The following is a 15,100-nucleotide window of genomic DNA, read 5'->3' as shown; positions in this document are numbered from 1 at the left end:
CCTGTAGGCGGGGTCGTACAAGTCCGCTCCGTCCGGGTCCGGGGTCAGAACCAGGTGAGGGTGAGGGGGAAGGCGGTGCTCGCGGTGGTTCCGCCGGAGTCGGTGGCGGTCACCGTGACCCGTACGGTGCCGCTGCCCCAGGGCTTGCCGGTGATACGGCCGGAGGCGGCGTCGAGGGCCAGGCCGAACGGCAGGCCGGCGGCGGCGAAGCGGACGGGCGGTCTGCCACCGGTGGCGGTGAGCCGGATGGTGCAGGACTGGTTGAACTTGCAGGTCTGCGGGCCGGGGTCGGCGACCTTCAGATCGCCCGGGGAAGACGTGGGCGTGGGTGTAGGGGTGGGCGTCGGAGTCGGCGTAGGGGTGGGCGTCGGAGTCGGCGTGGGGGTGGGCGCCGGCGTGGTGCCGCAGCCGGGGGTGGCCTCCGGCGGCAGCGGGACGCGCCAGATCTGGGTGTCGTTCTCCGACCCGACGAGCAGGCTGGTGCAGTCCGCGTACGTGACGGTCTCGCCCTGGGACTGGGCGGGCAGGGCGACGTCCGCGAGCTTGGTGCCCGTGGTGTCGTACACGCTCGCGGTGTTGGCGCCGAGCGGCCCGCCGCTGCGCAGGGTGTACGAGGCCCCGGAGGGCGAGAACGCGCCGTCGGTGGCGAAGACCGGACCCGGGCGGACCGCGGTGAGGGTGTTGACCCGACCGGGCAGCGGGGGCAGCGGGGCCTCGTACAACTGACCGGCTGCGCCGATCAGTTTGCTCGCGACGTAGAGCCGGCCGGTGACGGGGTCGGCCAGCAGCGACTCGGCGTCGTGCCTGCCGTCCGCGTAGGCGAAGCGGTACGTCACCGGCGTGACGGTGGCATCGGCGAGCTGGTCGGGCTCGGCGAAGGCGTGCACGGTGATCTCGGCGCGCCCGCTGAAGTTGTCGCCGATGTCGCCGACCAGGACCGCCGGGAGGCCGGCCGCGTCCTTGCCGAGGGCCAGCCCCTCCCAGTCGGTGTTGCCGACGCCGGAGACGGTGTACGTGGCCCGGAGCCGGCCGGTCGCCGTGGTGCAGTCGACGGCGAAGACCTGGTTGGTGTTGCCGCTGTCGTTGACGGCGTAGAACACGCCGGGGTGCTTGCGGCTCATGGCGAGTCCGCTGAGCTCGGCCAGACCGGCGGGGAGCGTGCACTTCTTCTCCGGAGCCAGGGCCGCGGCGGGCGCGGGCCCGGACACGGATGTGGGCGGGCCGGCCGGGGCGGCGGCGGCGCCGGCCATCCAGACGGCCGCCGGGAGGAGCGTGGCGAGGACCGCGGTCGCGAGGGCGGCGGCCCCTGGGGGCGTGAGGAGTCGGGACATGCACACAATGTGATGGGACGTCAGGTGGTGTCGCCAGGGTCGGGGGACACCTTTTGAACATGGTTCAATGCCGAGCGGGCATGGCTGCCGCCACCTGACGGTGGTTTTCGGTCAGCGCGCAGGCTCCCGTACGGGCGAGTTGTGCCGGGCGTGCGCGATGAACGCCCGGGCCGCGCGGCTCAGCGGCCGCCGGGCGTGCGCGAGCCCCACCGGGCGCAGCAGCGGCGGGGAGAAGGAGCGGATCTCCGCGCGGTCGCCGAAGGCGCGCACGGCCACGTCCCGGTACCAGATGACGGAGCCGCGGCCGTCCGTCACGCCCGTCACCCAGGCGAGCCGTTCGTCGGCCTCGAGGGACGGCACCGGGCGCACTCCGAGGCAGCTGAACATGGCCTCCATCTCGGTGCGCCGGCCGGCGCCCGGGGTCGGCAGCACCATGGGAAGGCCGTCGAGGAGCCTGAAGGGCATCGGGTCGGGCAGTCCGCAGCCGATCGGGGAGATGAGCACCACCTCGCGCTCCTGGATGTGGTGCGTGGACAGCTCCTTGTCCACCGGCAGGTCCACCAGGGCCAACTCGGCTCGTCCCGTGGTGATTTCCTGGACGAGGGCCTCCCTGCTGTCGTGCTGCTGGAGCCGGATGTCCACTCCGGTGTGCCGTTCGGTGAAGGCCGGCACGAGGTCCGCGGCCAGGTCCAGGGCCAGGGTGGGGGTGGTGACGAGGGTCAGGACGACCCGGACGCCGCTGCCGTGCGCGGTCCCGATGTCGTCGATCGCCTCCACCGCGTCGAGGACCGTACGGGCGAGCCGCACGGCCCGGGCCCCTTCCGGCGTGAGGTCCACGCCCCTGCCCCGACGGGCGAGGAGTTCGACTCCGAGGTCGCGTTCCATGGCCTGGATGGCCCGCGACAGGGCGGATTGGGCGACGAAGACCGAGGCGGCAGCGCCGGTGATGGAACGGCAGTCCGCGACGGCCACCAAGTAGCGAAGCTGCGCGAGGGTGGGGGTCATGACCGGACGGTAACCTCGCCATGCCGTAGCCGTAAGGGCCGCAGCGGTGAACGAATGCCCACCCCCGTGGCGGATTTCATGCACGGTCGGCGTCAAGGTATGCCGGTGCGGCATGAGCCCGGCCCGGTGCGGTACGTCGGCGGGCGCGCCGGGGCCGACCCCGCGCGGGCGGGATCGGCGCAGGCCACCGGCCCCGGCGGGGCCGCCGTGGGACCGGCCGGGCCGCATTCCGGGGCGGCCGCCGGGGCCGAAGGGGCGAAACGGCGTACTCCGCATGACCGTTGACAGTGCACGACGGCCACCGCACGATGCATCGCGGCATCAGGGAAGTTGACCACTGTTCAAACCCGCCTGTGCAGGTGCTCGGGTCGCCCGGGCGGCCCCAGCACCGCCACCCGGCGGGAGACCCCCGCCCGCGCACGCCCCCCCCCCCACGGCACGACCAGCGCACGCGCCCCGCATTTCCCCGTACTGCCCGGACCCCCCGCACTCCCCCCGTACCGCCGCGTCCGGCCCCTGTGTGCGCCCTCCGTGCGCTCCCCGTGCGCCCCACGGGCGCGCCGAGGTGCGCCAGGGTGCGCCGGAGGGCGCTGCCCCGCATTGCGAGATGTCACACAGCACCGACCAGAGGAGCGCTCGTGACCCCCCAGCCCCCGCGATCCGCCGCCACCCGTGACCTGGTCGTCGCGGTCAGCCCGTTCGAGGAACCGCACCCGCGGATCGTGATCGCCGCCGAACGGGCCGGGGCCCTCGGACTGCTCGACCTCGGCCGGGATCCCGAAGCCGCCCGCCGCGGCTTCGCGGAGCTCGCCCGCCGGCTCGGCGGCCGGCGCCCGTACGGGGTGCGGGTGCCCGCCGGATGCCCGCTCGGGCCCGAGGAACTGCCGGACGAGGTGGACACGGTGCTCCTCGCCGACCCCGCGGAGCACACCCCGGAGCAGATGGCCGCCTGGTCCGAGGGCGGGCGGCGGCGCGCCTGGGCCGAGGTCACCCGCCGGGCGGAGGCCCTGATCGCGGTGGCCGCCGGGGCGGGGGCGCTCGTCGCCAAGGGGCACGAGGCCGGCGGCCGGGTGGGCGGGGCCACCACCTTCGTCCTGCTCCAGCAGCTGCTGGCCGGGCCCGGACTCGGGGTGCCCGTGCTCGCCCGGGGCGGCATCGGGCCGCACACGGCGGCCGCGGCCGTCGCGGGCGGAGCCGCAGGCGTGCTGGTCGACGTACAACTGGCCCTGACCGCCGAGGGCGAGGCTGCGCTGACCGCCGAAGTGGCCGCCGCGCTCCGGGCGATGGACGGCTCGGAGACCCGGCTGCACGACGGGCACCGGGTGTACGCGCGGCCCGATCTGACCCCGCCCGAGGGGCCGGCCGCCGCCCTGCTCGGAGCCCGGGACCTGCGGACCCAGTTGCTGCCCGTCGGGCAGGACGGCGCCTCGGCGGCCCGGCTGGCCGCGCGGTACCGGACGACGGGCGGGGTGCTCCAGGCCGTACGGGCGGCCGTCACCGGGCATCTGGGGGCCGCGGTGCGCACCCGGCCGCTGCTGCGGCCGCACTCCGTCGCCCAGGGGCCCATGACCCGGGTCAGCGACCAGGCCGCCTTCGCCGAGGCGGTGGCCGCCGAGGGCGGGGTCCCGTACCTGGCGCTCGCGGTGATGGACGGTGCGGACGTACGCAAACTGCTCGCCGAGACGGCCGAGCGGCTCGGGGGCCGCCCCTGGGGCGTGGGACTGCTCGGCTTCGCCCCGCCCGGGCTGCGCCGCGAGCAGCTGGCGGCCGTGGCCGAGGTCCGGCCGCCGCACGCGGTCATCGCCGGCGGCACTCCGGCCCAGGCGGCGCCGCTGGAGGCGGCCGGGATCACGACGCATCTGCACGTGCCCTCGCCGGGGCTGCTGGAGCGGTATCTCGCCGAAGGGGCGCGGCGGTTCGTGTTCGAGGGGCTGGAATGCGGCGGCCACGTCGGGCCGCGCACCTCGTTCGCGCTGTGGGAGGAGCAGATCGATCGGCTCCTGGGATGTCCCGAACCGGCTGCCCTGGACGTGCTGTTCGCGGGCGGCATCCACGACGCGCGCTCCGCGGCGATGGCGGTGGCGGCCGCCGCGCCGCTGGCCGAGCGGGGGGCGCGGATCGGGGTGCTGATGGGGACCGCGTACCTGTTCACGGAGGAGGCGGTGGCCGCGGGCGCGGTGCTGCCGGGCTTCCAGCGGGCCGCGGTCGAGTGCACGGAGACGGTCCTGCTGCACACGGCGCCCGGGCACGCCACGCGCTGCGCGGCCACTCCGTACGCCGAGGCCTTCGAGGCGACCCGGCAGCGGCTCGTGGAGGCCGGGACCGAGGCGCGCGTCGTGTGGGAGGAGCTGGAGCGGCTGAACCTGGGGCGGCTGCGGATCGCGAGCAAGGGGCTGCGGCGGGCCGCGGAGGCGCCGGCGCCACTGGAGCGGGTCGACGAACGACAACAGTACGCAGAAGGGCTGTTCATGCTCGGCCAGGCCGCGACCCTGCGGACCGGGACCACCACGGTCGCCGCCCTGCACGCCCAGGTCACCGAGGGGGCGACCGAGCTGCTGGAGCGGCGCGCCGCCGAGCTGGCGGCCGCCGGGCAGGGGGGCACGGCTGCCGGGGAGCCCGCCGCCGATCCGCTGGACATCGCGATCGTCGGCATGGCCTGCGCCTACCCGGGCGCCCCGGATCTCGCCGCCTACTGGGCCCGGATCCTCGCCGGGAAGGACGCGGTGACCGAGGTGCCGCCCGAGCGCTGGGACCCGGCGCTGTACTACGACGCCGACCCGGCGCGGGCCGGCGAGCGCACCCCCTCGCGCTGGGGCGGCTTCCTCGACCCGGTGCCGTTCGACGCCCTCGCGCACGGCATCCCGCCGGCCTCCCTCGCCGCCGTCGAGCCGGTCCAGCTGCTGGCCCTGGAGATCTCCGCGCGGGCCCTCGGGGACGCGGGGTACGGCCGGGACCGGGAGTTCGACCGCTCCCGGACCTCGGTGGTCTTCGGCGCCGAGGCCGGTACCGAGCTGGCCGGGGCGTACGGGCTGCGCGCGCTGCACCCCGCCTACCTGGGCGAGCTGCCGCCCGGGCTGGACGAGCAGCTGCCCCGGCTCACCGAGGACTCCTTCCCCGGCATCCTCGCCAACGTGATCGCGGGCCGCGTCGCCAACCGGCTGGACCTCGGCGGCGCCAACTGCACCGTCGACGCCGCCTGTGCCTCCTCGCTGGCCGCGCTCGACCTGGCCTGCCGCCAACTGCGCGACGGTGACAGCGACATGGTGCTGTGCGGCGGCGCCGACGTACACAACGGGATCAACGACTACCTGATGTTCTCCTCGGTGCGGGCGCTGTCCCCGAGCGGGCGCTGCCGGCCCTTCGACGCGTCTGCCGACGGGATCGCGCTCGGCGAGGGCGTGGGCGCACTGGTCCTCAAGCGGCTCGCCGACGCGGAGCGGGACGGCGACCGCGTCTACGCGGTGATCAAGGCGGTCGGGGCGGCCAGCGACGGGCGCTCCCTCGGCCTGACCGCGCCCCGGCCGGAGGGCCAGCGGCGGGCCCTGGAGCGGGCCTACGCCCGGGCGGGCATCACCCCCGGCGAGGTGGGGCTGATCGAGGCGCACGGCACCGGCACGGTGGTCGGAGACAGCACCGAACTGACCGTGCTGACCGAGCTGTTCGCCGCATCCGGTGCCGCCCCGGGATCGTGTGCACTGGGTTCGGTGAAATCACAGCTCGGGCACACCAAGTGCGCGGCCGGGCTGGCCGGGCTGATCAAGGCCGCCCGGGCCGTCCAGACGGGTGTCCGGCCGCCGACCCTGCACATCGACACGCCGAACCCGGCCTGGCAGGCGGACAGCAGCCCCTTCGCCTTCCCCACCGAGGCACGGCCGTGGGCGGTCCCCGCCGAGCGGCGGATCGCAGGGGTCAGCGCCTTCGGCTTCGGCGGCACCAATTACCACGCGGTGCTGGCCGGTTACGGGGGCGCCGAGGAGGCCGCGCACGGGATGGAGGAGTGGCCCGCCGAGTTGTTCTGCTTCCGCGGCGGGGACCGGCGGGCGGCGGGGCGGGCGATGGCCCGGCTCGCGGCCCGGCTGGAGGAGAACGAGGCGGCCGGGCGGCCGTGGGCCCTGCGCGACCTCGCGGCGGAAGCCGCCGCCGAGGGGCAGGGCTCGGGCCCGGTGCGGGTGGCGGTCGTGGCCGGGGACCTGGACGAGCTCGTGGCCCGGCTGGAGCGGGCCCGGGGCTTCACCGCGGGCGAGGGGGTCCACGTACGGGAGGATGCGGCCGATCCCGGAAAGGTGGCGTTCCTGTTCCCCGGACAGGGCAGCCAACGCCCCGGGATGCTGGGCGAGTTGTTCATCGCCTTCCCGGCGCTGCGGGAGCTGCTGGAGACGGCTCCGCGGTCCGTGGTCTCGGCGGTGTTCCCGCCGGGCGCCTTCGGCGCCGCGGAGCGGGCGGCGCAGCGGGCGGCGGTCACCGACACCCGGGTCGCCCAGCCGGCCCTCGGGCTGGCCGGGGCGGCGGCGCACCTGCTGCTCGGGGAGCTCGGGGTACGGCCGGACTGCGTGGCCGGGCACTCGTACGGGGAGCTCACCGCGCTGTGGGCGGCCGGCGTGTACGACACGGAGAGCCTGCTGCGGCTGAGCGCGCGCCGGGCCGAGGCGATCCTGGCGGCCGCGGGGGCGGATCCGGGGTCCATGGCGGCGGTCACGGCCGCACCCGAGGAGGTACGGGAGATCGCGGAGCGGTCCGGGTGCGTGGTCGCGAACCACAACGCGCCGCGGCAGTGCGCGGTCTCGGGCCCGGCGGACTGCGTGGCCGAGGCGGTGGCGGCGCTGCGGGCGGCAGGGCTCTCGGCGGAGCCGATCGAGGTGGCGTGCGCGTTCCACAGCCCGGTGGTCGCGGGGGCGGCCGCCGCGCTGGCCGAAGAGCTGGCCGGGACGGCGGTTGCCGACGCCGCCTTCCCGGTCTGGTCGAACACCACCGCAGGTCCGTACCCCGCCGGCGCCGATGCGGTACGAAGCCTTGCCGCGCGCCAGGTCGCGGAGCCGGTCCGGTTCGTGGAGCAGGTGGAGGCCATGTACGCGTCCGGTGTCCGGACGTTCGTGGAAGCGGGGCCCGGGCGGGTCCTTTCCAGCCTCCTGGGCCGGATCCTGCGCGACCGGCCGCACACGGTGGTCCCGCTGGACGTGCCGGGCGAGCACGGCCTGTCCCGGCTGGTCACCGCGCTGGCGGAACTGGCCGCAGCGGGCGTGCCGGTGGCCCCCGAGGCCCTGTTCCGCGGCCGCGGCACGCGCCTGCCGGAGCGGGCCCCGCGGCGGCCGGGCTGGCTGGTCGACGGCCATCTGGTCCGCACCGCGGACGGTACCCCGGTGCCGGGTGGGCTGCAGCCGGCCCGTCGGGTGGCCCCGGCGGCGCCGGCCCCGGCCCCGGCGGACCGCCGCGAGGAGGCGGTCCTCGCGTACCTGCGCGGCTCCCAGGAACTGATCGAGGCCCAACGGGACGTCCTGCTGGGCTTCCTGGGCGTCGGCTCGCCTGCGGCACGGCCGTCGGCCGAGGCTCCCGGGCGCCCGTGGCCGGCCGCGGTGGACGCGCTTCCCGCGCACGGCACGGGGTTGCCCGGCCGGGCCGCCCCAGGGCTCCGGGCCGACGCGGGCGCAGCTCCGGTACCGGCGGCCAACGGCTGGGCCGCCGCGGGCGGACAGCCTCCCCACGACGCCGGACCGGATGCCGGACCCAGGTCCGCCGACGAGGTGATGGACGTGGTCCTGGACATCGTGCACACCCGCACCGGCTACCCGCACGACATGCTCGGCCCCGAGCTGGATCTGGAGGCGGACCTGTCCATCGACTCCATCAAGCGCGTCGAGATCATCGGCGCCCTGGCCGACCGGATCGGACTCCCCCAGGACCCCGACGGCTCCGCCGGGTCCGCCTTCGAGGAACTCTCCCGCCTCAAGACCCTGAGCGGCATCGTCGACTGGGTCACGTCCCGCACGGCAGCCCCGGCCGGCGGCCTCACGGCGGGTGCAGCCGGCCCGGCGGGCGCACGCGAGCCCGCGGCGGATCCGGCCTGCGGCCGCGCGGGCAGTGCCGCCGGCCGGGCGGGCGTGGACGGCGGCGGCCACTCGCCGACGGCATCCGAACCGGCCGGGTCCACAGCCGGCGCCCTCTCCGGCGCGGCCGAGCCCGCCGGTTCGGCGGCGGCCCACGCCATGGTGGGTGCACCGGGATCCGACGAGCCCCTGGCGGGTGGCGCCCACGCACCCGCAGGGTCCGCCGCCCACGGGCAGCCCGGGGTCGGCACGGCCGGTTCCGGGGGGTCGGCCGCTCGCGGGATCGTGGCCGGGGTGAGCGGGCCGGTGGCGGGCAGGGGGCTCGGCCACGGGCACCCGGGGGACGGGGCCGCCGTGGGCCTCGCGGCGGGCGCGGTGCGGCGGTTGCGGGTGGAGGACGTGAGCGTGGCCGGTGTGGTCGTGGAGCCGGAGGCGCTGCGGGGGTTGCGGGTCGGGGTGGTCGACGACGGGCAGGGGGTGTCGGCCGCGCTCGGCACGGCATTGCGGGGGCACGGCGCCGAGGTGCGCGTCCTCGCCGAGGCGGACGCCGAGGGCGCTGCCGGGCTCGACGGGATCGTCGACCTCTCCGGGCTGCGGGCCGGCGCCGAGCCGGTGCTGCCCGGCGCGTTCCCCGCACTGCAGCGCGCCCTGACCGGCGGGGTCCGCCGGCTCCTGCTCGCCACCACGCCCGGCGGAACCCCCGGCGCCGGTCTGCACGGCTTCGCCCGCAGCGCGGCGCTCGAGTTCCCGGGCAGCCTGATCCGCGCCGTGGAGGTCGACGCCAAGGAGGACCCCGAGCGGGTCGCCGCGCAGCTCCTGGCCGAGCTGGGCGACGTGCACGGCGAAGGCTCCTCCGTGGGCTACACCGCCGACGGGGTCCGGATCACCCGCCGCCCGGTGCCCGCTCCCCTGGCCGCCGCCGACGGGACGCCACCGCTCGACGCCCGGTCCGTGGTCCTGCTGACCGGCGGGGCCCGCGGGATCACCGCCCGGACCGCCCTCGCACTGGCCCGCGCCACCGGATGCCACGTCGAGCTGGTCGGACGTACACCGCTGCCCGCCGCCGGGGCGGACCGCTTCGCCCGGGCGACCGACCGCGTCGCACTGCGCGCCGCCCTCATCGCCGACGGCCTCCGCAAGCCCGCCGAGATCGAGGCCGCGGCCTCGCGGATCCTCGCCGAGCGCGAGGTACGGGCCACCCTGTCCGCGCTCGACGCCGTGGCGGCCTCCGTCCGCTACCACCGCGCCGACGTCACCGACGAGCAGGCCGTACGGGCCGTCGTGGCCGACGTACGGGAGCGGCACGGCCGGCTCGACGGCATCGTGCACGGCGCCGGGGTGCTGCACGACGGGCTCCTGCGCGACAAGCGACCGGCCGCCTTCGCCGAGGTGTTCACCACGAAGGTGACCGGCGCCCGCAACCTCGCGGCCGTGGCCGCCGAGCACGGACCGGGGCCCGCGCCGCGGTTCCTGGCCCTGTTCGGCAGCGTCTGCGGGGTGTACGGCAACCGCGGCCAGACGGACTACGCCGCAGCCAACGACGCCCTCGACTCGCTGGCGCACGCCTGGTCGGCGTTCCTGCCGGGCCGGGTGCTGTCCGTCGACTGGGGTCCCTGGGCCGCGGAGGCGGGCGGGATGGTCACGCCGGAGCTGGAGCGCGCGTACGCCCGGCGCGGGGTCCCGCTGCTCTCCGCGGAGGCCGCCACCGCCGCGTTCCTCGCCGAGCTGGCGTACGGAACCGACGTCCAGGTGGTCCTGACGGCCCGGGAGGGCGAGGGCGATGAGTGAGCGCGTGCACGGGGCGGGGCGGGGCCCGCGGCCGACCGACGCGGCGATCGTCGGGATGGGCGCGGTGTTCCCGGGGGCACCGGACCTGGCCGCGTACCGCCGCAATCTGCTGGCCGGTACGGATGCCATCGGCGAGGTGCCGCCCGGGCGCTGGGATCCGGAGGTGTACTACGACCCGGGCAGCTCGGCCGGGCCCGCGGCCGGCGACCGGTTCTACTGCCGGCGGGGCGGTTTCATCGACGGCCTGGCCGCCTTCGACCCGACCCGGTTCGGGATCATGCCGGCCGCCGTGGAGGGGGCCGAGCCGGACCAGATGCTGGCCCTGCACGCGACGGCCGAGGCGATCGCCGACGCGGGCGGCGAGGACCGGCTGCCCGCCGACCGCTCGCGGATCGGGGTGGTGCTGGGGCGCGGCGGGTTCATGGGCGTGGCCACGGCCCGGCTGGACCAACGGGTCCGCACCGCCCACCAGTTGGCGCAGACCCTGCGCGAGCTGGCGCCCGAGCTGGGCGAGCAGCGGATCGCCGCGGTGCGCGCCGCCTTCCAGGATGCGCTGGGGCCGGAGCGCCCCGACGCCTCGATCGGGCTCGTGCCGAGCTTCACCGCAGCCCGGACGGCGAACCGGCTCGACTTCAGCGGCCCCGCCTACACGCTCGACGCGGCCTGCGCCTCCTCGCTGCTGGCGGTGGACCAGGCGGTGGGGCTGCTGGCCGGCGGGCGCTGCGACGCGGTGGTCGCGGGGGCCGTGCACCACTGCCACATCGCCACGCTGTGGAGCGTGTTCACCCAGCTGCGGGCGCTCAGCCCGAGTGAGCGGATCCGTCCGTTCGACCGGCTGGCCGACGGGACCCTGCTCTCCGAGGGGACCGGGGTGGTGCTGCTGAAGCGGCTGGCGGACGCGGAACGGGACGGCGACCGGATCTACGCGGTGATCCGTGGTACGGGCGTGGCCGGCGACGGCCGGGCCGCGAGCCTGATGAGCCCGCTGGTCGCCGGCCAGGTACGGGCCCTGGAGCGGGCCTGGCGCGAGGCCGGTCTGGACCCGCGGGCGCCCGATGCGCTGGGCCTGCTGGAGGCGCACGGCACGGGGACCCCGGTCGGTGATGCCGCCGAACTGGACACCCTGGCCCAGGTGTTCGGTCCGCCCGAGGTCGCCGGGCCGGGCGGCATCGGGTTCGGCTCGGTGAAGTCGATGCTCGGGCACACGATGCAGGCCTCCGGCATGGCCGGGCTCATCAAGGCGGCGCTCGCGGTGTACGAGGGGACGCTGCCGCCGACCCTGCACCTGACGGATCCGCACCCGGACCTGGCCCGGACCCGGATGCGTCCGATCACGCAGGCGGAGCCGTGGGAGAGCGGGCCGGCGCCGCGCCGGGCGGGGGTCAACGCGTTCGGCTTCGGCGGTATCAACGCGCACGTGGTGCTGGAGGAGGCTCCGGGAGCCGCCCGCCCGGCGCCACCGGTACGCCGCTTCCTGCCGCTGGGCGCCGCGGGCCCGCCGGTGGTCGCCCCAGGCGGGCGGGACGACGTACTCCTGCTCGCGGCGGAGAGTCCGGCGGAGCTGGCGGAGCTGCTCGCCGCGGGGGCGGGAGCCGCGGGTGCAGGAGCCGGACCCGCGGGTGACGGGCCGTGCCGGCTGGCCGTGGTCGGGCCGACACCGCAGCGGCTCGCGCTGGCCGGGAAGGCGGTGGCGCGCGGCCGGGCCTGGCGGGGCTGCGGGGACGTCTGGTTCACACCGGAGCCCCTGGGCGGCCGGGTGGCCTTCCTGTTCCCGGGTCTGGAACCGGAGTTCGCACCGGTCGTGGACGATGTCGCGGAGCGGCTCGGCTTCCCCGCGCCACGGCTGAACCGGGGCGGGGAGCTGATGGAGCGCGCCCTCGACGCGATCGCCGCGGGACGGTTCTTCGCCCGGGTCCTGGCGGAACTGGGCATCGAGGCCGATGTGCTGGCGGGCCACAGCCTGGGCGAGTGGGCGGCGATGGTCAGTGCCGGCATGTATCCGCAGGACGCGGCGGACTCCTTCCTCGATTCGCTGCGGCCGGATTCGCTCAAGGTCCCCGACCTCGTCTACGCGGCGCTCGGGTGTGGGGCGGCCCGCGCGGAGGCGGCGCTGCACGGCGTGGCAGGGGTGGTGGTCAGCCATGACAACTGCCCCCACCAGTCGGTGGTCTGCGGGGACCCCGCCGGGGTGGGCCGGGTCCTGGAGCGGCTGCGTTCGCAGGGCGTACTCGGCCAGGAACTGCCGTTCCGTTCCGGTTTCCACACGCCGATGTGGGAGCCGTACCTCGGGCAGGTCCGCTCCGCGTTCGACCGGCTGCCGGTGCGGGCGGGGGCGGCGGCGGTGTGGTCGGCGACGACGCTCGCGCCCTTCCCCGCCGGCGCGGATGCCGTCCGGGACCTGGTCGTGCGGCACCTCCTGGAGCCGGTCCGCTTCCGGGAGCTGACGCTGCGGCTGTACGAGGACGCGGGCGTCCGGAGTTTCGTCGCGCTGGGGCCGGGCAGCCTGAACGGCTTCGTCGAGGACACCCTCCGGGACCGCCCCCACCTGTCGGTGGCCACCTCCTCCCCGCGGCTCGCGGGCCTGCCCGCCCTGCGCCGCACCTGCGCCGCGCTCTGGACCGAGGGCCACGCCCCGCACTGGGCCCGCCTGTCTCCGGACCCGGCCGCCGCAACGCCGACCGCCCCGGGCCGGGCCGCCCCCGGCCGGGCCGTCGCGCTGGACCTCGGGTCACCGTTGGTCCGGCTCGGCGAGCGGGCCCGCATCGCCTTCGGCGGCCTGGCCGCCCGGCCGGTGGGGGTCGATCGGCCGGAGGGTGGCGATCGGCCGGACGGGGACGACCGGCCGGGGATGCTGTCCGCGCTGGACACCGTCCTCGCCGAAACCCGCGCGGCCGCGCAGGCCGTCACCGAGGCCTGGTCGACCGTACGCGGGTCGGCCCGCAGCACCGCTGCCGGTCCGCCGCCCGGCCCCGTCGCCCCGCATGCCCCGGGCCGGCTGCCCGGGACGCCTCCGGGCGCGGCCGTACCCGTCCCGCGCGCGGGGTCCGCCGCTCGTTCGGGGAGCGACCGGCTCCGGGTGTCCCTCGACGCCCTGCCCTACGTGCGCGACCACTGCGTGTACCTGCAGCCCGACGGCTGGCCCGAGGACTCCGACCGGTTCCCCGTCGTGCCCATGACGACCATGCTGGAGCTGGCCGCCGACGCGGCCCGCCGGCACGCCCCGCCCGGCGCCGCCCTCATCGGCTACGACGAGGTACGGGCCCTGCGGTGGCTCCCCGCCGCACCCGCCGTCGACATCGAGGTCAGTGTCCGCAGCGAAGGGCCCGGGCGGATCCGGATCGGACTCGGCCCCTACGCCTCCGTCGTCGTCCTGCTCGGCCCGGGCCACGGGCAGCCGCCCCCGCCCGACACCACCCCGCTGCGGGATCCGCGCCCCGCCCCTGTCAGCGCCGAGGCCCTGTACCGGGACCGGTGGATGTTCCACGGCCCCCGCTTCGCGGGCGTCCACGAGGTCCGGACCGTCGGCGCCGACGGGATCCGCGGAGTGCTGCGGGCCCTGCCCGACCCGGGGGCGCTGCTGGACGCCGCCGGGCAGCTGTTCGGACACTGGATGCAGCTCGAACTGCCCGTCGACAGGCTGGTGTTCCCCGCCACCGTCGACCGCATCCGGTTCTTCGGGCCACCGCCCGCCGCCGGCGAGCTGATCTCCGCCACCGCCCGGATCCGCGAGGTACGGGACGTCACCGTGCGCGGCGACCTCGAGCTCAGCCGCACCACGGGTGAGGTGTGGGCCCGGATCGAGGGCTGGACGTACCGCCGCTTCGGCGCCGACGAGCGCGTCTGGCCGATGAAGTTCACCCCCGAGGTGTGCGGCATCGGCGAACCGCAGCCCGCCGGATGGTGCCTGGCCCGGCGCCGGTGGACTGACCCCGCCTCGCAGGAACTGGTCATGCGCCGCTACCTCGGTGCCGCCGAGCGGGCGGCGTACGAGCAGCTGCCTCCCCGTGCCCGGGCGCCGTGGCTGCTGGGCCGGATCGCGGCCAAGGACGCGCTGCGGCAGCTGCTGTGGGACGGCGGTGCGGGGCCGGTGTTCCCGGCCGAAGTCCCCGTCGGGAACGATGCCCACGGGCGACCGGTGCCCGGGGGTGCGCTGGCCTCCGGCTTCCGGCTCTCCCTCGCGCACAAGGACCGGATCGCCGTCGCCGTCGCCCACCGGTCCCTGGCGGTGGGGATCGACGTGGAGCCGGTGACCGCCGACCCCGACGCGCTGATCCGGATCGCACTCGCCCCGGACGAACTCTCCTTGGCCGAAGCCCTGTCCGCCCGCGAGGGGACCGGCCTGCCGGGCGCGCTCACCGCTCTGTGGTGCGCCAAGGAGGCCGCAGCCAAGGCTGCGGGCACCGGCCTCGGCGGCCGCCCGCGCGCCTGGCGGACGGTGGAGGGCCCGGGCTCCGGCTCCGGCTCCGGCTCCGGCGGGCTGCGGGTGCTGTCCCCCGACGGGCATCCGTACGCCGTCCGTACGTCCCTCCTGCCCGACGGCCACGTCGTCGCCTGGACCACCCACCCCGCGGCGCCCGGCCGCACCCCCGTCCCCATCACCCTCACGGAGACCAGCCATGGCCACTGACATCCTCGCCGAGATCACCGGCATGCTCGTGGAGATCGTCGGCGACGAGTTCCTGCTTGCCGAGGAGGTCACGATGAAGACCAGGTTCAACGAGGATCTCGCCCTGGAGAGCATCGAGTTCGTCGCCCTCGCCGAGCTGCTCCACCATCGCTACGGCGCCGAAGTCGACCTCATGGGCTTCCTCGCCGAGAAGGACATGGACGCCATCCTCGCCATGTCGGTCGGTGAACTGGTCACGCACATAGGCCGGGTCACCCATGCCTCCCTCGCCCGGGCGGCGGCCACGCCGCCCGCCTCGGCCGGCTGAG

At 76.6% G+C, this 15,100-nt stretch carries 5 protein-coding genes; 3 read left to right on the top strand and 2 right to left on the bottom strand.

Annotated features, from left to right (window positions below):
- Window positions 1-44: 44 nt before the first annotated feature.
- Window positions 45-1,331, bottom strand: a complete 1,287-nt coding sequence (locus IF09_RS47100; RefSeq protein ID WP_051832678.1) for an Ig domain-containing protein — start codon at window positions 1,329-1,331, stop codon at window positions 45-47.
- A gap of 111 nt (window positions 1,332-1,442) precedes the next feature.
- The gene (locus IF09_RS0120330; RefSeq protein WP_030297684.1) at window positions 1,443-2,336 is read right to left on the bottom strand and encodes a LysR family transcriptional regulator; all 894 of its coding nucleotides are present in this window, start codon (window positions 2,334-2,336) and stop codon (window positions 1,443-1,445) included.
- Window positions 2,337-2,974: 638 nt separating this feature from the next.
- Between IF09_RS0120330 and IF09_RS0120325 the strand changes: the two genes are divergently transcribed.
- From IF09_RS0120325 to IF09_RS0120315, 3 genes are read left to right on the top strand one after another with little or no spacing between them, the layout of a single operon-like run.
- Window positions 2,975-10,165, top strand: a complete 7,191-nt coding sequence (locus IF09_RS0120325; protein ID WP_063607403.1) for a type I polyketide synthase — start codon at window positions 2,975-2,977, stop codon at window positions 10,163-10,165.
- Window positions 10,158-14,792, top strand: coding sequence for a type I polyketide synthase (locus tag IF09_RS0120320; RefSeq protein ID WP_063607402.1), 4,635 nt, complete (start codon window positions 10,158-10,160; stop codon window positions 14,790-14,792). The genes IF09_RS0120325 and IF09_RS0120320 overlap by 8 nt, the downstream gene beginning before the upstream one ends.
- The gene (locus tag IF09_RS0120315) at window positions 14,782-15,099 is read left to right on the top strand and encodes a hypothetical protein (RefSeq protein ID WP_030297677.1); all 318 of its coding nucleotides are present in this window, start codon (window positions 14,782-14,784) and stop codon (window positions 15,097-15,099) included. Before IF09_RS0120320 ends, IF09_RS0120315 begins: the two co-directional genes overlap by 11 nt.
- The last annotated feature ends 1 nt before the right edge of the window (window position 15,100 follow it).

Source organism: Streptomyces katrae, from assembly GCF_000717655.1.
In the GTDB taxonomy this organism is placed as follows: domain Bacteria; phylum Actinomycetota; class Actinomycetes; order Streptomycetales; family Streptomycetaceae; genus Streptomyces; species Streptomyces katrae_B.
Note: the sequence above shows the minus strand (reverse complement) of the source record. Positions and strands in the feature narration are given on the sequence as shown.

What these genes read in the sequence shown, in the direction of transcription:
- IF09_RS47100 (WP_051832678.1), bottom strand. Translation starts at nt 1,331, where the DNA reads ATGTCCCGACTCCTCACGCCCCCAGGGGCCGCCGCCCTCGCGACCGCG.
- IF09_RS0120330 (WP_030297684.1), bottom strand. Translation starts at nt 2,336, where the DNA reads ATGACCCCCACCCTCGCGCAGCTTCGCTACTTGGTGGCCGTCGCGGAC.
- IF09_RS0120320 (WP_063607402.1), top strand. Translation starts at nt 10,158, where the DNA reads ATGAGTGAGCGCGTGCACGGGGCGGGGCGGGGCCCGCGGCCGACCGAC.
- IF09_RS0120315 (WP_030297677.1), top strand. Translation starts at nt 14,782, where the DNA reads ATGGCCACTGACATCCTCGCCGAGATCACCGGCATGCTCGTGGAGATC.